Here is a 20,397-nt window from a genome sequence, read left to right as displayed (position 1 = left end):
AAAATAACGCGCACCTTCACGATCCACTTTTGAAATCGTGGATCAGGCATATCTAATTTTTCAGACGGCAAGGTGGCCGTCGCGCGCAGCAATCACCGATGGTGCTCGGGCGGCTTCGAATTCGGCGGCGACAACGGCGAGCCGCTGTGCGTAACGTTCGCACCGGATTGATGTGATCGTGAGGCGATGAGTTGGGCAGCCACGACGGCAAGCCATAGCGGCGACATCGTGCGAGACGTGGTGCTCGCTGCAGTGGAAAATCGGTTCGGCGACGAACTGCATAAGCCATCCGAAATCGAGTGGCTGAGCGAAAACGGCGAGCTACATGGCCGACGCCACGCGCCGGTTCGCGGCGGCCATTGGCCTGAAGCCATTGACCGCACTGGTAGCCCCCAAAGCAATGGGATGGCCGAGCGCTTCGTGAAGACGACGAAATGCAACTACGTCGCCTTCATGCCGAAGCCGGACGCAGCGACTACTGCATGCAACGTGGCCATCGCGTTCGAGCATCGCCACGAGAAGCATCCCCATAGCACGCTGAAATACCGCTCGCCTCGCGAGTCCCGGCGTTCGATGGATTCGGTAACCTTAGCGTAATGCCGTGTCCGGTATTACGGGGTCAGCTCCACCGGCGTGGGACCCTTGAAGGCTGTTGAGCGTGTATCTCGACCGCTGGCGTCACCTTTCAGGAATACTTTTGGGCTGTAACATGCAGCGCCAGCCAAGACTCCACCGCATCGACAAACGATTGGCGATCTGCTTCCTCGACACATTTGGATTCCGCTATCTTCGCGGACCACTCTTCCAAGTGACTTACCAGTTCGCCCCTATCGAGAATCATCAGGGCGCCCTGGATCCGGTGCAATCGTTCCAGCACCTCGGATACGTGACCCGCCTGCACCATCAACCGGAGTGCTTCTTTGTCGGAAATCCACGATTCGATGAACAACGACAGAAGCCGGCTGACACCCGGTGTAGCCCGTGGCAGTTGCTGAACGTCGCCAGGCCCGAGCACGTTTTGCAGCACGAGAGAAAGGTCGCTCAAAGTCGACGGTTTTGTGATGAGCGCGTCGAACGGGGTGTTTGCCACTCCCGCGAGTGTCGCATCGGCAGTACACAAAACGACCGGCCACGATATCCCCGCTGCTCGCAAGTCGGACAACAGCTCCGCTCCGCCCTTGCCCGGCAAATTGGAATCGGTGACGACGAGATCGTAGATCCGGGACTGGCAACGTCGAATGCCATCCTCCGCGCTACCGACGACGTCTACATGTCCGACCCCGAGCATTCGCAATTGATCGCACATCAACTGCGCACTGACTCGGTCGTCCTCAACCACCAGAACGCTGGCCTCACTCCACGCACCGCCTGTGATCTCGCCGGAACTGTCAGTGCTACCCGCGCGGCCATCATCGTCCGCTCCAGAAAGGACCATTTCGATCGCGTCGAGAAGCAACTGGCCACTGTAGGCGCTAATGACGACGGCATGGCCTGCGGAGATCGGGACAAGCGGCCCGTCCAGGCCGATCGTAATGCGACGGTAAGCGCCAGTCGTTTCGGGAGAACCGTCATGTTCGAGCCAGTCGCGCGCGTCGATGAAAACCGTGGAAGCAGGCGCTTCCTCCCGTCCGTCCTCCTGACCACTCGTAACGCGAGCGGCCGGATACCACGCGCTGAGCTGGGCCGCCAGTTGCCCACGCCAACTGGGAATATCGCAATTCACGACGAAATGGATGCCTTGGCCGGCATTGCCGTTGATTCGCGCCGCCGAATCGTGACGAAGTGGCAACACGACGGTGAAAATCGATCCGACGCCAACCTCGCTCTCGACGGTGATATTGCCACCCATTCGTTCGGCGATTTTCTGGCAAAGAGACAGGCCGAGCCCGGTACCTGCTCGCGAACTTTTCGGCCCGGCCGAGCCTTGGACGTAAGGCATGAAAATCTTTTCAATCTCGTCCTCGGGAATACCCCTGCCGGAGTCAGCGACGCGAAGCCGCACCTGACCGTCCTCGGTCGAGCCGAGTGAAACCGTGATCGCCCCGTGAGATGTAAACTTGACGGCGTTGCCAATGAGATTGGTGACTATTTGCGTGAACCGGTACCCGTCGCAAATCCACGTGCCCCGTAGCGCCGGATCGATCAGGCAGAGAAGCCGCACGCCGTTTTTCTGCGCGTCCACCGCAAACGTCCGGCTTGCCTGCTCGACGAGTTGATCAATATGTTGTGGCTGTTCCTGTAGCAGGAACTCGCCTGCCTCAATCCTGGACAGATCGAGCACGCCGTTGATCAGCGAAAGGAGTGAGCCAAACGAGTCCTGCGCAATCAATAAGCGCGAGCGCTGCTCCTCGGTCAATCCCATCCGCGAAAGCAATTCAAGATTCCCCAATGCCCCGTGCAACGGTGTCCTGATTTCATGGCTCATCGTCGCCAAAAACATTCCCTTCTCGTGACTCTCGGCCTGAGCACGCGCTCTGGACTCTCGCAGCCGCCGTTCGATTTCCTTTCGCTTCGCCAGATCGACCATCCCGATCACGAAAACGTCGTCTCCGCGATACTTTGCCTGCGCATAGGCAACCTCGAGATCAGGCTCCATCTCAAACCGGCTTACCACGCCGGAGCGCTCGGCAGTTCCCGCATGAAACCTGACCAGTGCGCCGGCACGTGCAAGTACGTTGTCGGGGCTGGCGTCCTTTTCCCCTTGACTGGCAAAGGCCATCTGAAGGCTTTGCGCTTCCGCATTCTGCAACAGGATGGCACCGCTCCCCCTGGCCACGACGGTCAAGCTCACTGGCGCGACCTGGATGATGGACCGACTGAACGCCTCGCCCTCCAAAAGGCTATGCAGTCGCTCGCTGGACGGCCGAATCACCTCGCGATTCATCCAGAACGCGCCTCCGATGACCAAACCGCATCCACTCAGCGTCGCGAGTACAACAAGCAGCAGTTGCTGGGTGATTGCCCCCAGAAGGTCGCTCCAGGTATATGCATATACCGCGACCCACTGCGGGCCCGGCACACGCTGAATAACGAAGAAGCTGCCCTCCCGCCAGATGCGTTGGGGCCGTCCGTTCGCCGCCTGGTATACCCACGGATTTCTCGATATGATTTCCGCCCAATGCGCCTCTTGCGGATTCGTTTCGTCGATACCCAATAGTCGCTGCACCGCGCACGAGACAACAAAAAAATGCGGATCGCCTTCGTTGTGCAGAAAATACTGATTGAATCGATTACACGGAATTGACAATGCGATCGTTGCCTTGCGTTGCTCACCTTCGTAGACGGATGTCGCAAAATACGTGGTCGTCATGTCGTTGAGCGGATCCTTGGACCCGGTCACCCACACAACCTTGCCCCGAACTCCGTTCCGGGCATCGCGCTGCATCTCCTCTTCGATAGCCTCCATGCGTTTCCCGATGAAGTCTTCGGCGGCCTTTCCAGTGTTCAGTCGAGCAATCTGGTCCGGTGCGAGCGGCGGAAGCGTTGCCAAAAATCGCTTATCCGGCGTATAGATAAACCCCTCCGATAGCGCTGGCGAGTTGTCCTGATGGGAAAGCGAAAATGTCGACGCATATCTTGCCAGATCGATCAAGTTTGTCTGGCGAGCCGCGTCCAAGGGTGAAGTGAGTGTCGACACGACCGAGAATGCGCGGGTCGCCGCAGATCCGGGCACTGTCTGAGCCAACTGGTTCTGTCGGGGCAACAGAACCTTCCGCGCCTGCGAATCACCTGACTCCAGGTACTCCTTTGCAATCTGGTACGTCACGACCAACTGGCGAATGCGGGCCTCGCGCCTGTCGACCTCCTCCTTCAATGCCTCTCTCTGCGCGGAAAATTGCTGCGCAAATTCCTCGTGCTGATGAGATATCAGGAGTTCGGTCACGCCCCCGGCGCATACCAGGATAAGGCACGTCAACGTTATGGTCGAAACAATCAGCAGGCGCTTTGAGAACGTCAACCTGAGCGGCACGTAAGCTGGGGTTGCCGTTACGATTCCGTCGTCGGCCCCATCCGAAGCTCCCTCTGCGTTGCCGCGAGACTGGCTCATGAGCCGAAATGTTCCGTGTAGATGCGATAGAGGTCAGCTTCGGACCTTGCCCCCAGCTTGTGCATGGCCCTCATTTTCTGGTGGCTGATCGTCTTGATGCTGCGATTCGTATGCATCGCGATTTCCGTAACCGACATCCCGCGCCCAAGCATTCGAAATATTTCGAGCTCGCGCTCGCTGAGCGATTCGATCGAAGTCTGCGCCGCATGTCCGGCCTCGAGCAGGTCGACAGCCACGGCCGGATCAACGAACGTTTGCCCGGCATGCACGCGGCGCACGATTGCAGCCAGGCGCGCGAAATCCTGGCTTGATTTTCTCAGGAAGCCTGCAACGCCCGCATTCATGACGCGAGAGACGAGCAGCGCGATATCCTGATGTGCAGTCAGCACAATAATCGCAACGTTCGGATGGCTACGCCTCAACCGCTTGAACAGTGCCACTCCGTCGGGCTCCTGATCGCCACTGAATGAATAATCGCAGATCAGGACATCGCAAGGCTGCTGTTGCAACAAATGCAGCAGGTCCGAAATTGTCGATGCGACACCGACCACATTGATGTCCATCTCGGCCGACAGGATCGCGGCGACGCCGGTAGAAACTACCGGATGGTCATCGGCCACGACGACGTTGATGCGACGACGAGCGTTGCCACTTTCAGTGGATGCATTCATCAACATTTTCCCCAAAAACAGCTGTCTATCCTTCCGATGGCGGTTGCAATCCGCGGGCTCACCGTTCGGCCCCCGTCAATCTTAATCAACTTTCTATTCGGATACCGACCAAGTCGAGATTTCTCTTCGAACGCAGCGCGTGCATGCGCGGGGATTCATGTTTCCACGGTGCTTGCGGAGCAACGGTGCGCCTCGATATGACGGAATTTGCCAGCCCACCTTTCTCGAAGTCTCGCCCCGAGCATTGAAATTTTGCGGCGCACAACGCCCGTGAGTCACGCTCACGTATAATACTCGGTCGCGATTTTCCATGGAAATTTATACAAAGAGCCGAAATCCGGCCTAATCCGTTTGCCATGGCAGCGTGTCTCTCGCCGATGCCCGAATCAGCGATCGAGGTCCTGTCTGCAATTCAGTTTGCCCCTCAGAAGGGGCTACCGTACGCACACACAAGCTGGAAGCCCCTCATGTCGGCTGTCGCCTGGGGCACCTTGCTCGTCTCTTTCAGCCTCGCGAAGCATGCGTTGACCGCATTCGCAATCTAATCCGTCCGCGAGTTGATTAGGCCGACATCACCGCATCCGGTGAATCATTCGCCGAGGTCCAAGTCCTGATACATGCGCCAACGCCTCCAAAGAATATGCGATGTGTCTTGCATCGCGATATAACGATGCGATTGCGTAGAAATACACGGCGACGTTGCCGGAGTCGTGACTGCCGACCGAATTGAGCAGGAGCTTCGAGCGCTCGTGACACGCGCCGCCATTTTCGCGTCGTGCTCCGTAAATGCCTGTAACAGCACGCGCGGGCCAGGCTGGCGTCGAAGTCCGGATAGAAGTCCCGGCCTTGCCGAGGAACGGCAAGTTGTGAGTCGGCAAAAATGGGCTACCGTACAGCAGCGCGTAGCTCAGGTAGTTCTGCGCCTTTCGCTACGTGCGCGACTCCGATGCGCTTCGGCCGGCGGTCATGAACCCGAACACCGGTTAGCGCAGCGCAGGCGGTAGCCGCCTTCCACGATCTCGGGCGGCACACGGTTAAATCGCTCGACAAGATGCGCTGATAGGCACGCGCGCGCGTGCCCGACCAGTCGGCAAACCAACATTGGCCCTGGACAAACACGCGCTTCATAAAGATCAACGCTACGCAACACTAGCGATCGATCCACTCGCCCGGCAAGTACTTTGAATCGGCCAGGAACGCTCGTGTGAAATGGCTAAGCCATTCGAACAGCGTCCGAAGATGCAGTTGAGCGCATCGATGCACCAGCGATCGACATGGCCGCGGCTTATGAACTCGAAATCCGGGAATTATTTTGACAATTCAAGTCAATGCAATACCGAAACTCTATAACCATTGAACCGGTGTATTTCTAAATAAAACACCCGCCTCTATTCCTAGAGGCGAGTCATCGCCATACGCCTGCGGGAATACCCGCCGTGTACGCGCCAAATCATCAGGTTAAGCCTGGAACTCTGTATCGAAAACCGCGCCATGGTGCCAGTGTAGGCACCACTACGTGAATTACCGTCAGGAGCCACTCCGGCCAATAGTAAATACAAGCCCGTTACTCATCGAGGGCCGTCTCAAAGACCGCAGACACAACACCTGTATATGTCATACCTCTTTTCATGGGGATATCCTTGTCAAAATAGACGCCCAGGTTCAATTGCATGTCGCCGCCCCTTGCAGCAGCGTCCTTACTTGCAACCTCCATCTTCTCCTCATTTACCGGATCCACCATTTTATGGTCGAGGGGAAGCACCTCTCGCCGTACACCGATCTTCGAGATTCCGTCTTCGCCCAAGAGGTACCAGTTACCCGTCGTCATTGACTCGCCGCCCGAAGTCAACGTCAGCTTCATATGAATAGCGCCATAACTACTTTTTACATTGAAGAACAGGACCTCGCCTAGCCCTCTACCATTCCACCCGTCATCGGGTTTAAATTTCACCTCGCGACTATTTTCCCAGCCGAGTGGCGTTACTTTAAAGACATTCTGCTTCGGTACTGTACCGGCGAGCTGGACCTTTAAATCGACCGGCTCCGGATTTCCCGCATACGCCGACATTGCACATGCGCTCGCAGCAATTGCCAAAGCAAGCTTTCTCACCGACTACTCCTTACTCGACTTCAGTCTCAAACACCAGGGGCACTGTGCCCGTGTACTTACCCGTCACCCGGGCAGCCTTGATTTTGTCGCTCGCCTCCCCGAGCGTGATCACCAGCTCGATGGCTTGCCGCTCTTCGCTTGGGCCTTCGTCACAACCTTGACAGACTCAGTGCCGCCGTCCTTGCCGCCGAAGGAGCACTCATAGAGTGCCAGCGGGGCCGCTCATCTTGAAGCGCGCGACGGGTTGTCGACGAACCGACCTACCGCTCAGGAGTACACCGCGCGCAAGTTGGCGGGCGGGCCAAGGTCACTGCGGCCGTGTCACCAACTTCCCGGTGGAATACGTCAGCGGAGGCAGGTCATCTTCACGTCGCTGACGCGGCTTGCCCGGCCTCGACATGCATCCTCGTTCGCTTTTCGCCTTCGCGCAGTTCGAACTCGCACCGCGAGCCGGCTTCGCACGGCAGCTCCTTCGTTTTCCCTGGGCGGATGTAGTACGCCGTCGGTTCACCGCATGCACCGTTCTTCTCCTTGCACACGCGATAGGCCTCGAGCGTCACCATCGAACTTCCGTTGTTCTCGACGGTGCTCTTGCCACCCGCCACCTTGAACTCCGTTTGATAGCGCTCGTCGCCCGGACGCACGATCACCATGGCCCCGTATCCGGTCAGGACGTTGATGCCCGCGGACAGCGATTCCTTGTATTGCTCGATTTCGTCGTTGCTCAGCACAAAGTCGTCTTTCGACTTCGGCACCACCGGTACAAAGCGCACGCGATAGTAGCGCTCCGCGTCGCGCTTGCCGCGATACAGCAGACGCACCGATTGGGCACCCTCGGCCGGCACGATCAGGCGAGAGGGGCTCGCGATCAGCCCTTGACCGTCTCGTTGGGTCAACAGCGCGGGGTCGAGCGGCACCTCTTCCTGCTTGCCGTCATCCTTGAACACCACCTCGCTCACCTCGACCCGTACGAAGGCGGTCGCATCCCCCTTGTTCCGGATCCGCTTGAGGATCGATGACTGCTTGCCGCCCATGTACTCGAACATCGGGCCAATGTTGATCGACGGCGAGCCCGCGTGGGCCGAAAGAGAGCACATGGCCAGTAGGCCGGCAAACATACACTTCGCGAGATTGACTTTCATTCGACACTCCTTTTATCGGCACTGAATGCGATCTCGCCCGATGCTGCCGGGGCCCGTCTTTCGCTCATTGCATGTGTGCCAGTTCAAAAATATGCAGCGCTTGCGTGGACCGGCTGCATGTCAGAGATTCCATTTTCCGCACGCCAGGTTGCGGCGAATATCGGAATAATCTGAAAGCGCCGGCCGCGGCCCCGTCCGTCGCGTCACTCGGCGATCGCATCAAATACAACGGAGGCCCTTCCCGTATAGGTCGTCCCCGGATGCCGGCCCATCTCCGAGACTCCCTGACCGTCAATGGCAACATGGGCGGTTGCCACTGCGTTGTCCAGATACCGGTCGACATCGAGCGCGGCGGGCGCCCGCGTGGTCAGTGGAATCCGACTAAACGGCGCTTGACGGTCAGTGGTCGCACCGGCCACCGTCAACGCAAGATCGACCGGTACGACGGAGCCATGGGCGTTGCGCATGACGCAGCGGCCGGCTGCGTCTTCACCGTCCTCGCACCGCAGGCTCACCCGCAGCGGCTCGCCCGTGGACAGCCCGTACGCGACGTCACGCTCGATCCTTGTAGAGGGCTTGCCTTCGGCTATCCAGTTCAACCAGCCCTGAGCAGGGGCGAGCTTGACATCGTTACCGGCGCCCGAGTCCGTGATCATGAATTTGTGGCGCACCTTCAGCACGAACGCGACATCGACGCTCGATCGCGCCACGTGAGCGTGCGCGCCGAAGTCGAAATCCTTGCCTGGCCCAACCGTGAAGGTGTGCACCCCTTGGTAAGTGCCATTGGGCAGCGATACGGGATCCGGCGCGACGAGTTCGTATGCCACGGCAAGTGAGCTTCCATCGAGGACGACTGCGCCCGCGGGAAGCGGCTGGCGAGGGGTCTTGAAACAGCCCCCACCGTCGCGGGGCAAACGCCAGCCGAACCGGTAGGCATTTGCCGTGGCCATAGGCTGGACGGAGAGCGCCGTACATCCTGCCGGCGGCTGTAGCCAGCCACCTCCATTCCAAAGGGCCGCATGCGCCGTTTCGGCGCTTCCTGCCGGCGTACCGGTCAGCTGGTACACATCGGGCCGGAGCGTGTATTGCCCGAACATGCCCACGACCCGGAACGTGACCGCAGTGACCCGGTTCGTGCGTTCGTCCCTGAGTTCGACACGAATCGGATTGGCCGGCGCCCGAAGATAGACGCCATCCTGCCCAGTCGCACTGCTATCGAGCGCACCGTAACTCACATCGCCCACCGGCAGATCGACAGTCGTCACGCCTGCGCAGCCACCCGGATCGGCCGCACAAAAGCCTGCCGGCCTCGTGATATTGCGAAAGCCGTTGTCGCCTTGGATCTGCGCACCGGGCAGATATTCAGCCTCGATCGACACATCGGCGGCACGCACGACGGTTGCGCCGGCTAGCACCAACACCGAACCGGCCAGCCATCGCATGAGCACGATGAGCGCTCGGGCGGTGGATGCGCGCGCGCCGCGATTGGCGCTACCCTTCTGATTACCCCTGTTCATCACGGCTTTCCCCTGAATCGGCATTGGTCTGCTCCTGTTCACACTCCAACTCCCCGACAATCAGAGAGTCCCCTTCCATTTGATGGTCCTGCGGCTTCAGGTGAAGCGTGCAGAGCGGCTTGCCCCCTTTCTCGACCTTGACGACCGGCTTCGCGTGACTCACCTCGAGCGCGAAAAATCCGTCGGCCTCGGTGACCGACCGGCCCGCGGGGCTGGACAGATGAGCGGCTCGCACCGGGTTGCCTGCATGGTCGACCAGTCGGCCGATCACCGTCATCGTCTTCATGACGTGCACCTTCTCGTACCCGACGCCGCCCTTGTTCAGGTGGTAATGAGTCGTGCTCGGCTGCAGCGTCGCCGCCGGCGCCTGCGATCGATCGAAGAAATACTGGAGTCGACCTGCGCGATAAGCCGACACGGGAACCAGATTGCGACCCGGGCGCAGTTCAATGCTGCCCCCCGCGGTGTCCTGCGCACGCACCTTGACGCCCTCGAAATCGGATGCCAGGTCCACAATCACCGCGGACTCGCCGTTGAAGGCATTGCTTTTGCCGGATACGGCAGCGGACTTGCCGTTCGTGCCAACGGTACTGAACAGGTTCATCCCGCCGGCAATGCCACCTTCCTTGGACGAGCGCTGGAGGAACGCATCGCCGCGCGCCACCGAATGTTCGAACTGCGTGGTGGCACCCATGCTCAAGCCGTACCGGTCGACGGTTCCGTTTGCCCCAACCGACTTGATGAAGCCAGTGTCCAGCTCCTGCCGTACGCCCAGCGACGCATACTGATCACGCTGGCCATCCGAGCCGCTTCGCGTTCCGAGGTTCACGTTGTAACTGCGCTTTTCCTTGCCGAGCGCAATACTCAAGCCAAGATCGACGCCTCGGTTGCGGGTTCTCGCCAACGTCCCGGTGGGACGATCGAAGCCGGACAAGCGCCAGGTGAGATCGTTGCCGAACAAGCTATGTCGATGCGAAACCGACAGGTCGACACCCAGGCCGCTCGTCGCGCCGCTGGCGTATGAAGCGCGCGACATAATGCTCGTTTGCGGCGTGAAGCGATGGCTCCACGTGATCGCCGAGTCATGCACCTTGCCGCTGCGCACGCTCGCGCGCGCATTCCGCTGGCGTCGGTCGTTGCGTTGCCAGCGCTGGCTGTGGCTCAGCGATACGCTCCCGTCCCGGTACGGCATCAGGATCTGCACATCGCCGCCCACTCCGTGCTTCGACGAGTGGTACACATTCCAGTAGGTTCGCGCACGGTCGGTAAACTGCCAGTCAAGCGACGCGCCGAATACGTTGGCGTCGGCCACATGCTGCGCCGACGCACCGAGCACGACCCGCGGATGGGCGAGGTAGTTGATCGCGCCACCCGCGGTGAACGCGTGCGAGCGATCCTCGCCGATCAGGTTGCGCTCCTGTCCAGCAAAGAATGCGTACTTCCACCGTTGTGCAGGATCGCTCCATGCCGCAGGTTTGTAGATAAGCTCGTTCTGCGTGGACGCAACCTGACCATCCTCGACAAGCCGGATCTCCACTTCATAAATGCCGCTGGGCAGCGGGCGCGTATCGACCACCTGCAGCCCCGGTTGCACCGATTGGCTGTGGATCAATGCGCCATTGCGGTAGATTTCCACCATGCCCTGGCGATTCGCGGTCACATAAACGGGATAGAGGCTCGGGCGCGCGCCTTCAACCTCGCGTGCTTCGGACGTGCCAAACATCACCCCAAGCGTCGTCGCCGCCCCTCCGCCAGGCATGCGCGGAGGCCGAATACCCGTTGCCAGGTCCGGCGTAAAGAAGCCCGCGCGCGCAAATTTGCCCTCGAACTCGCGCTGCGCGTACAGCCGGGGCACCGAGTATTCAATCTCGCTGGCTCGCCGCATGCCGCGGTTCTGCGTCGCCTGCAATCCGCTCGTGATCGACCAGTTTCCCACGCTGCCGATGGCGTCGAACGCATACCGTCCGCCGATTTCGCGGCCCTGGCCACCCGTGAGATTCAGGTAGTTGTACGTAATCAGGCCGGTGCTTCCACTGGCCGGCAGCGGGTGATATTTCTTCTGCTCACCATCCTGTTCCGCGCGGCGCGTCACGATCGATAAAACGGAGTCCTGGAGGTTGTAGTGAAGCGCGAGCACGCCATCGCAGTTGGTCTCGCAGGCGCCAAGCGCACGCGGCTCACGCAGAAATTTTTCGATCAGCGCGCGATCGCCCTGGTCGATGCCGCCGTGCTGCTCATCCGAGAGCGCCACCAACTGAACCTTTCCATCACGGCTCAACGTGATCGTGCCCTCGCCTGCCGAATGACCGTCAAAATCGATGCGCACAATCAGCGGCGAATCGAACAGTTGCTCGAGAAAATCCGCCGGAAGCTGCTCCGCCTGCTCGAACAGGTCCGCCCCCGAGCCGGCCACCTCCGCACGCGCGAACGCACCCTGTTGGCACAGCGCGCCAATGGCAAGAAAAATAGCGACGCTGATCTTGCTCATTTTTGGCATAGCTGCTCCAACATTCGTTAAATTCCGTTAAATGGATAACCCGATGGATACGCGGGACAATCGAAACCGGACACGCCGTATTGGCGAAACGCGCTCCAGAGCCACGCGAGCAAAACCACCGCAGCGGACGCGCGGCAATCTATCGGTGTGGACGGCCGGAAAGCGCAACGCCGACGAGATGCGGCCGGTGTCGACTGAGGCAATTATGGGAAATTGAATGACCGAAACGAATCAGAGAAATCTGATTTGGGAGGCCAGGACACGGCTGAATCGGCTCGTTAAATGTGGAGATTATTAAATAATGAAAAGCGGCGCCGGTTGAATTGGACAAGCCGGCGCCGTTCAGGCACGCAATGCGTCATTGAGCCGACGCCTGAGAAAAGACGGACTCGCCTCTGGTTATAGGGACGAATCCGTCGTTGTGCGCTGGCGGGGAGCACCGCGCACGCCCGGGCGAAAGCACAATCTTAATCCTCGATGCCGGTCTCGAAGGTCGCGGTCATCGAGCCAGTGTAGGCACCGCTACGCGGAGTGCCGCCGGGAGCGTGAAGACCCAAGCGGAGATGGATCTTGCCGCCGTTTGCAGCAGATTCAGCCGTCAAGACCTCGAATCCGTCTTCACGATTCACTGCATTCCACGTCCCCCACCAACCGTTCGACTGAAATACGGCCGCGAGAAACTCGATAGACTCGCCGTTGTCGTGTACGAGCACTCCACGGTTTTGTTGCGACACGTCTTTGCCCTGCAGGGGGGAACGAAGTTTAATACGGACGGGTCCATAGGTGCTTTTCACACTCCATTGGACTTCCCTTAGCTTACCCGTCTCACCGCCATTCCAGTCAACTGGCGCGGTCAACGCTATGTTCGAGCCATCCCATACCGCAGCGTCGTGAGTGACATCAAAGACGCTCGGCGACGGGACTTTACCGGCTAGTTGGACCTTGAGATCAATCGGATCCGGATTTGCCGCATACACCGACATTGCACATGCACTCGCTGCAACTGCCAATACCAACTTTTTCACCGCATTCCTCCTTACTCGTCGACCTTAGTCTCAAACATCAGCGACACCGTGCCCGCATAGTCACCCGCCACCAGGCTATCCTTCATCGCATCGCTCGCTTCCCCCGGCGTGATCTCCACTTCGATCGACTTGCCGTTCTTCGCTTCGTCCTTCGTCACCACCTCGACGGGATCAACGCCGACATCCTTGCCGCCGACCTTGACACCCAACTTGAAGAACGCGTCCTCTTTCTTTTGGTGGCTGAGCTTCAGCTCATCGGTGGTCGAGAACTTGACCTGCACGTTGCCTACCCCGCTTTTCGCAAGCACGCTCTTCTTCCGCGTATCGAACTTCTTTTCGGCCTCGTTCCAATCGAGCTTCAGCGGCTCGGCGCTGTTCCAACCCTCCTCCTTGATCTCGAAGCCGCCCACCGCCGGCACCTCGGCGCTCAGCTTGATCTCAAAGGACTGCTGCTTGACCTCTGCGTGCGCGGTACCGGCAATTGCGACTGCGCCCAGCAGACACGCACGAACGATTGATTGATGCATACATACTCCACGAATGATTAATAGGGGCAGCGCAACAGGATGCGCACGCCAATCACATTTTCTGCCTCTGGTCAGCCCGGCCCAATCAGACAACTCTTATTTGTGCACTGCCGATGAAGACAGGATCACTAACGATGCCATCGGCACCGCTCCTCGCGGATTTCGCGATGGTCATCGACTCACGGCTACACACATGGATTGATGATTTGCCGCCCGGTTTTAGCCCGAGCGGAGGTTGGATTCCGAGGCTAACGGTTACTGCTTCGCGCCGTGCGCCCGCGTGAACCGCGAAGACGTCAAAGAGCGGCCTCACCGACGAACAAGCCATATACACTAAACACCATGGCCTATCGCACATACAACTCCCTTAGCCTTCGAGATCCGTCTCAAAGACCGCAAACACAGTCCCGGTATGCTGAACGCCCCTTTTTATTTTCGCGCTCTCCCCAAGCAAGGCAGTCAGAACCAATTTTATTTGAGCACCTTTTGCAGCATGGTCTTTACTTGCGATCTCCAATTTATCCCTATCGGCCCATATTAAATCCTGCTTACCGGGAATGGACACCTGCCGCAACAAACCGACCCTCGATTTTCCATCGTTGCTCTGGAGATACCAGTCGTCTTTAGCATTCGCCTTTTGCTCCCCCGAAAGCAACCACGCCTTCATATGAATAGCACCATAGCTACTTTTTACCAGGAATGGGAGTTCTTTTTTAACTTGCATCTGATCATCCCACTCCTCCGGAATGTCGAACCTGGCCTCCTCACCATTTTCCCAACCGACTGACTTTACTTCAAAGAAATTCGGCAGCGGAACTTTACCGGCGAGTTGAACGTTGAAATCGATCGGGTTCGGATCTGCGGCATACGCCGACATTACACATGCACTGGCAACAATTGCCACAACGAGCCTTTTCATCATGCTGAACAATTGACACTTGCAGTAAGTTGTTTGGACCATTCAAGTTAATGCGATAGCGGCACGCAATGGCCATTTGATCGGCGCCTGTGGAAAGACGGATTCGCCCCGACTTATAGGGACGAGTCCGTCGTCGTGCGCTGGCGGGGAGCACCGCACATGCACGAGCGAAAGCACAACCTCAATCCTCGATGCCGGTCTCGAAGACCACTGGAAGCGTTCCACTGTATTCTCCGGGCCGCGGCGCTCCATCAAGCTTCACCCACAGTGCCAACCCGGCCAGCCCCCCTGTCTTGGCTACCTCTGCACCAGCAACGTCGTGCCGAGTCCCCACCCAATAGGGGCCTATCCAGCTCCCTATCCAGTCCCTGTTGTCGACCGTCGAGGCGTTCCAGGCGACCTGCATAGCGTCGCCACTAGCGTTTTTAATATATACGCTCTCACCCATATTACCGACCCGCATGCGGACTCGACCATAGCTGCTGCGCACCTTCCAGCTCAGCTCCACTTTTGACGAGTTGCCCTTCGTCCACCCATCCGGATGCGTAAAGACAACGTTATCCAAATCTCCGCGGTTCACCGTAACATCAAAGAAATCCTGCGAGGGTACCTCGCCCTTGATCTGAACATTGAGATTGATCGGCTCCGGATTTGTCGCATACACCGACATTGCACATGCACTCGCTGCAACTGCCAATACCAACTTTTTCACCGCATTCCTCCTTACTCGTCGACCTTGGTCTCAAACATCAGCGACACCGTGCCCGAATAGTCACCCGCCACCAGGCTATCCTTCATCGCATCGCTCGCCTCCCCCGGCATGATCTCCACTTCGATCGACTTGCCGTTTTTCGCTTCGTCCTTCGTCACCACCTCGACGGGATCAACGCCGACGTCCTTGCCGCCGACCTTGACACCCAACTTGAAGAACGCGTCCTCTTTCTTTTGGTGGCTGAGCTTCAGCTCATCGGTGGTCGAGAACTTGACCTGCACGTTGCCTACCCCGCTTTTCGCAAGCACGCTCTTCTTCCGCGTATCGAACTTCTTTTCGGCCTCGTTCCAATCGAGCTTCAGCGGCTCGGCGCTGTTCCAACCCTCCTCCTTGATCTCGAAGCCGCCCGCCACCGGCACCTCGGCGCTCAGCTTGATCTCAAAGGACTGCTGCTTGACCTCCGCGTGCGCGGTACCGGCAATTGCGACCGCGCCCAGCAGACACGCACGAACGATTGATTGATGCATACATACTCCACGAATGATTAATAGGGGCAGCGCAACAGGATGCGCACGCCAATCACATTTTCTGCCTCCGGTCAGCCCGACCCAATCAGACAACTCTTATTTGTGCCCGCCGTTTTCACAGTAGGATTGCTAATCGAAATCATTGAGGCCATCCCGGGTCGAGCCCCGTGACCAACGACTAACGGCTACGCATTGCACTTGATGACCGGGATGTCGAGCGAGGTTAACCGCCTGGAGTACAGCTCGACGCCTTGCGTCATCGAGACCAACGATCAGTGCTCTCGCGCAATGCCGCCGGCGTTCTTAGTGCATCGTCGCCGTTCGCGATGGCGGATGCGACGAGCGAGGCACTCAACATCACAAACTCCGGGGTTCCGTAGCCCAACCTCTCTGCGGCCCGCTCTACATGATGATAGTCACCGGGGTGGACCTCCAGAACGACTACCTTGTTTTCGCATCGATTGTTATTCACCGAAGCCCTCTCCTTTCGTTTCCAGTGGCCAAGATTTTGAACCCTGTCGGCGGAGTCCAATGAAATTGATGGTACCGACAGTGGCAAGCCACATCGATCAGAAATGTCTCAAATGAGTTTCGGGTTGGCCTCGGCACAGGCTTCGAGCCGGCGGCGTTAGAGAAATTCGGGGATGACGTGAGCAGCGCGGCGTGCGTCTTCAATCAGCGCCACGCCGCTCGGTTCCAACTCCTGCCGGAGACATCCGGACTTCCGTATGGGAGGCGCGTTGAGATTCAGCCCCCGATGTTGACTCGATACGGGTAAAGCAGTGCGAAATCGTCATCGCGCTCTTCCAATCGTGTCGGGAAGCCGCAGCGACGTGCGGGGCCGCGATCCGCAACCGGATTGCCGAGCGAGCGCTGCGTGGTATCGCGATCGGGAGGCGCAACAACTCGTTCGTCAGTTCCAAACCTGGCGTCGAACGCGGCAGCGATGGGTTGTCTAATCGACACGACGCCATTGAGCGACTTCGATCCCGGGGCATACTTCACGCACGTACGTGCGTGCCCACATCGGGACCGTGCGGCTTTTTCTCACCCCCACACCGTCAATGCACAAGTAGTGCTTCGACTCTCCTGCGGCTCAGACCAGACAACGTCGACGTAACGACGGACAGCACTTTGAAGTCCGCCGACTCGGCAAGCGCATCCGATACCGACTGAATGTCGGTCGCCGCCTGTGCGACTGCGGGCCCGTTCTTGTCGCCTTGCAGGGCTTGTCCCTTGGTATCGAGGTGGGCGCGCAGCGTGCGGTCCGCTTGCGTCAGCCCGTCGAGCGCGCGCACCACGTCGCGCAATGCCGCGCGTTGCGACACGCGGTCGGTCACTTGCCAGCGCGCGGAATCGACGGCTTCCGGCATCGCGTCGACTTGCGCGCGGCTGGGGCGGCCTCCAGGGAACCGCCTGCCTCCGCCCTGCACCATCAGATGATCGCGCACGGTGGGCCAGCGCGATTCCGCCACGGTGAAATCAATCTGGCCGTCCACGGCCAGCGCCGCGCGAACACCCATGCAGGCCAGTGCACGGTCGAGCTCGCCCACAAAGGCGGCTGCGTCCAGCGGCGCATCGCCAAAGCTGACCGCTATCGGCTGCTTTCCCAACCCGGCCGGGTGGAAAACGAGCGTTTCCGCACCGCCGCTTCGCCATTGCTCGACATCGAGCGCGCGCATGCGGAACGTACATACTGCATCGGCGGCCGGATGCACCGCCAACTGCGCATCCAGCACACCGCCCGCCAGTACCGCGCGGTCGCGCCAGAATGCGCCGAATTTCTCGATCAGTGCAGCAGCACCATCGCCCCCGCGTTCCGCGCCGCTCAAGACCATGCCGATTGCCCTCTTCAAGCCGCGCAACTGCCCAGCGGCCGTCTCGACAAACGCGAGCGCACGCTGCGCGACAGTCACGTCGGCGTTCAGTTGTGCGTGGCGTGCGGTAAAGGCGACCGACACTTCCGGGAAGCGCGGCGCCGCGGCGGAAATTCCCGATGCCGGCAGGTGGGCAATCGGTGTCGCGGTGAGTGCGGCGGCGTGCTTCGTACGAGCACCCCGCTGCGCGCGGCTGGCCACATGTGCATCGTCACGCCGGGAAACCAACTGACCGCGAACGGGTGTGGTAGATCCCATCTTCATGAACGCGGCCTCAGATTGCGTCGAACAACGACAACTGCGTCATGCGCGTATAAATCGCGTACGAACCTTTCACGGCTGCGATGTAGTTGTTTAACTGGTCGATCGCCTCGGCAAAGTCCAGTTCCCCTACCAGACTAACGGCTTGCCCGTTGGCGACAAGCTGCGCTGAATGATTCTCGCTCATCAGATCCAGCGTGTTCTGGGCACCGCCTAGATCAGTAATCTTCATGCTCAGTGCATCGATACCGTTGCGCTTGACCGAGTCCAACGCCGCCGTCAAGACGCGTCGCACCGCCGGTGCGCTCGGATTGACGTCAGGATTCTCCATGGCCGCAATGGCCGCTTCGAGCTTGTTCATCACATCGGCCAGAGGCTCGACCGTGACGTTGGCGTGCTGGGTGACGCCGTGGCCGATCACCACTTGCTGCAGTTCACCATTGCCGGCGTACGAGTAACGGTTGCCGACAGGCGCGGTCGCGTCATATGCGATCGGCGCCGTATTCGTTTGCGAGCCGGAGAAAAGAAAGTTGCCATCGCCATCCTTGGCGTTGGCGGCCTGCTTCAGGTTGTCGAGCCGCATACGCAGCGGCGCGGCGAGCGCATTCAGATCAGCCGCGCTGCGACTACCGTCGGCGGCAGTCAACAACGAATCCTGCACGGACATCACCGTGCCAAGCATGCCGTCAAGATGCGCTTCATTCTTTTGCAAGCGCACCGACAGCGTGTCGATGTTCTTCTGATAACGCTCGAGCACCGAGGTGTCGCGCTCAATAAGCAGCAGCCGCGCGGCCGCAATCGGGTCGTCCGATGCGCGCTGCACGCGCTGGCCCGTGGATATCTTGGACGTGAGATCGGCGGCCTTGCTGTTCGACGCGCGTAGCGTCGCGAGCATGGTGTTGCCGAAGTGTTGACTGGCGATACGCATGTGCTGTTTACCGAATTAAATGTTAGTCTTCGACGCGCCGTGCCACTGCTTACGCCGCCGTCGCGGTCACGCAGCCTTTCCGGTATGGGCGACCACACGCCGTCATACCGATCGCACCGGATTTCCCCACTGCATCGACAATTGCGATTGCCGAACCGGGCTCTTTGATGCCGCTCACCTTTGAGAGAACGGCTTCCTGGCGTCCCTTCATTGGCTCACACCGCTCGCAGGTGCGAGCCATCCATTCCATCCCGCTTAGAAAGCGCGCATTGTCGCGTCGAACAATTCCTTTGCGACGGAAATCACTTTCATGTTGGCCGAGTAGACCTGAAGGGCCTCGGAAAGATTGACGGCTTCCTCGTCCATGCTGACCCCCGAAAGCGACTGCCACGCTTCTTCCGCTCGCTGGCGAACATTGACGGCAATTGCCAAACTCGACTGGTTCTGCTCACTCTGCGCGCCGAGCTTCCCGACGAGCTGCACGTATGCGTCGCCCAACGACGCCTCGCCGAAGCCCGGCAAATCGATACGTCGGGAGCGCAGTTCGATCAGCTTGAGAAGATTGTCGCTGTTGCCAGGAGTCTTTGGATCGCCCGAAAAGCCGAGTTCCTCGGGCTTCATCTCGTTAGCCGTCAGGTGGCCCGTTACCGGATTGAACGTGAACAGCGCCTTGCCCGGCGAACCTCCCATGCCGAAGCCGGCAGTGACCTGCTCGTTGAAGCTGCCCGCAAGTTCGGCCGCCAGCGAGCGGATAGCGTCCATCTGCGGCAGCAGCGTGTCCTTTGCAAAAGACGACAAGCCGCCCAGCTCACCGCCGACCTTGGCACCGTCCACCGAATACTGCGTGCCGACCAGTTCCAGCTTGAGCTCGAACGTGCCGCCGGACAGCGTTTCCACCTTCATCTTTGCGACCTGACGGCCCGCAATCAGCGGTGTACCGCCCGCAAGACTCACGTCGACGGTGCCGTCGGGTTGACGAACGGTGCGAATATCGACCAACGCCGCCAACTGGTCGATGGCCTGGTCGCGCTGATCGATGAGCTCGGATGGTGCGCCACCGTTGGCTTCCGCTTCGGCGACGAGACGGTTCAACTCGGCGGCAGTTCGGGATAGACCGTTGATCTGCTCCACGGTGGCCGTGCTCTGTTGGCGCAGCGTATCGAGCTGGCCACGCATCATCTGCTGCACACTGTTGAAACTCTTCGCCATGCCACCGGCGGCCAGCAGCACCTGCTGCCGCAGCGCGGAGTTAGCCACATCGGCACTGGCCGCATCCAGCGCGCTGAAGAACTTGCCCATCGAGACTTTGATGCTGCCGTCCTTGAGCCCCATCACTTCCTCGAGCTGACGGAAGTACGATTCCGCCGCCCGATGCTCGCCGACCGATCCGTGCGACGTCCACTTCTGCTGCGTGTTGGTGTGATCATCGAAACGGATCACCGAACTCGCATCGACGCCACCACTCACGCGCGAGGTTCGCAGCACACCCTGGCGCGTGTAGCCGACGGTCTGCTGGTTTGCCGTGTTGCGCGCCGACCTGTCCATTGCTGCTCGCGCCCCGAGCGCGCCTGACAAACCAATTTGGGTAATATTCATAGTGAGGTTCGAGTACAAAGAGTGTGGCGGTGATTGTGTT

The 20,397-nt window shown here is 59.4% G+C and carries 14 protein-coding genes and 2 pseudogenes; 2 read left to right on the top strand and 14 right to left on the bottom strand.

Annotated features, from left to right (window positions below; genetic code table 11):
• Positions 1 to 63: 63 nt before the first annotated feature.
• Positions 64 to 597 (top strand): annotated as a pseudogene (locus tag CFB49_RS30520) (DDE-type integrase/transposase/recombinase); the annotation flags it as partial.
• Between the two features lie 88 nt (positions 598 to 685).
• On the opposite strand, the gene CFB49_RS30515 reads toward CFB49_RS30520, so the two are convergent.
• Both CFB49_RS30515 and CFB49_RS30510 read right to left on the bottom strand, forming a co-directional pair.
• Positions 686 to 4,048 carry an ATP-binding protein gene (locus CFB49_RS30515; protein ID WP_089493238.1) on the bottom strand — a complete coding sequence of 1,121 codons (3,363 nt, stop codon included), beginning with the start codon at positions 4,046 to 4,048 and terminating at the stop codon, positions 686 to 688.
• Positions 4,045 to 4,719, bottom strand: coding sequence for a response regulator transcription factor (locus CFB49_RS30510; protein ID WP_179234983.1), 675 nt, complete (start codon positions 4,717 to 4,719; stop codon positions 4,045 to 4,047). Before CFB49_RS30510 ends, CFB49_RS30515 begins: the two co-directional genes overlap by 4 nt.
• 985 nt (positions 4,720 to 5,704) lie before the next feature.
• Between CFB49_RS30510 and CFB49_RS36960 the strand changes: the two are divergent.
• Positions 5,705 to 6,020 (top strand): annotated as a pseudogene (locus CFB49_RS36960) (ISL3 family transposase); the annotation flags it as partial.
• 263 nt (positions 6,021 to 6,283) lie between these two features.
• Here CFB49_RS36960 and CFB49_RS36085 read toward each other — a convergent pair.
• The 12 genes from CFB49_RS36085 to flgK all read right to left on the bottom strand — a co-directional run bounded on the left by CFB49_RS36085 (position 6,284) and on the right by flgK (position 20,357).
• Positions 6,284 to 6,829, bottom strand: coding sequence for a hypothetical protein (locus CFB49_RS36085; RefSeq protein ID WP_143329346.1), 546 nt, complete (start codon positions 6,827 to 6,829; stop codon positions 6,284 to 6,286).
• A 365-nt stretch (positions 6,830 to 7,194) separates the two neighbouring features.
• Positions 7,195 to 7,971 (bottom strand): fimbrial biogenesis chaperone, encoded by a 777-nt coding sequence (locus tag CFB49_RS30500; RefSeq protein WP_143329345.1) that lies wholly within the window; start codon positions 7,969 to 7,971, stop codon positions 7,195 to 7,197.
• 203 nt (positions 7,972 to 8,174) lie between these two features.
• Positions 8,175 to 9,512: a hypothetical protein gene (locus tag CFB49_RS30495; protein WP_143329344.1), complete on the bottom strand. Its 1,338-nt coding sequence runs from the start codon at positions 9,510 to 9,512 to the stop codon at positions 8,175 to 8,177.
• Positions 9,475 to 11,976, bottom strand: a complete 2,502-nt coding sequence (locus CFB49_RS30490) for a TcfC E-set like domain-containing protein (protein WP_179234982.1) — start codon at positions 11,974 to 11,976, stop codon at positions 9,475 to 9,477. The genes CFB49_RS30495 and CFB49_RS30490 overlap by 38 nt, the downstream gene beginning before the upstream one ends.
• 476 nt (positions 11,977 to 12,452) lie before the next feature.
• A complete protein-coding gene (locus CFB49_RS36080) occupies positions 12,453 to 13,010 on the bottom strand; it encodes a hypothetical protein (protein ID WP_143329343.1) in 558 nt (185 codons plus the stop codon).
• 11 nt (positions 13,011 to 13,021) lie between these two features.
• The gene (locus CFB49_RS30485) at positions 13,022 to 13,537 is read right to left on the bottom strand and encodes a CS1 type fimbrial major subunit (protein ID WP_089493232.1); all 516 of its coding nucleotides are present in this window, start codon (positions 13,535 to 13,537) and stop codon (positions 13,022 to 13,024) included.
• 367 nt (positions 13,538 to 13,904) lie between these two features.
• On the bottom strand, positions 13,905 to 14,459 hold the full coding sequence (locus CFB49_RS36075) for a hypothetical protein (protein ID WP_143329342.1): 555 nt from the start codon (positions 14,457 to 14,459) through the stop codon (positions 13,905 to 13,907).
• Between the two features lie 178 nt (positions 14,460 to 14,637).
• Entirely contained in the window at positions 14,638 to 15,168 is a 531-nt protein-coding gene (locus tag CFB49_RS30475) for a hypothetical protein (RefSeq protein ID WP_143329341.1), read from the bottom strand.
• A gap of 11 nt (positions 15,169 to 15,179) precedes the next feature.
• Positions 15,180 to 15,695, bottom strand: a complete 516-nt coding sequence (locus CFB49_RS30470) for a CS1 type fimbrial major subunit (protein WP_089493229.1) — start codon at positions 15,693 to 15,695, stop codon at positions 15,180 to 15,182.
• Positions 15,696 to 16,756: 1,061 nt separating this feature from the next.
• On the bottom strand, positions 16,757 to 17,836 hold the full coding sequence (locus CFB49_RS30465; protein ID WP_143329340.1) for a hypothetical protein: 1,080 nt from the start codon (positions 17,834 to 17,836) through the stop codon (positions 16,757 to 16,759).
• A 10-nt stretch (positions 17,837 to 17,846) separates the two neighbouring features.
• A complete protein-coding gene (gene flgL, locus CFB49_RS30460) occupies positions 17,847 to 18,761 on the bottom strand; it encodes a flagellar hook-associated protein FlgL (protein WP_089493227.1) in 915 nt (304 codons plus the stop codon).
• Between the two features lie 255 nt (positions 18,762 to 19,016).
• The gene (gene flgK, locus CFB49_RS30455; RefSeq protein ID WP_089493226.1) at positions 19,017 to 20,357 is read right to left on the bottom strand and encodes a flagellar hook-associated protein FlgK; all 1,341 of its coding nucleotides are present in this window, start codon (positions 20,355 to 20,357) and stop codon (positions 19,017 to 19,019) included.
• Positions 20,358 to 20,397: the final 40 nt, after the last annotated feature.

The sequence above is a fragment of the Burkholderia sp. AU17457 genome (assembly GCF_002223255.1).
Taxonomy (GTDB): domain Bacteria; phylum Pseudomonadota; class Gammaproteobacteria; order Burkholderiales; family Burkholderiaceae; genus Burkholderia; species Burkholderia sola.
This window is presented reverse-complemented; position numbering and strand designations above follow the sequence as displayed.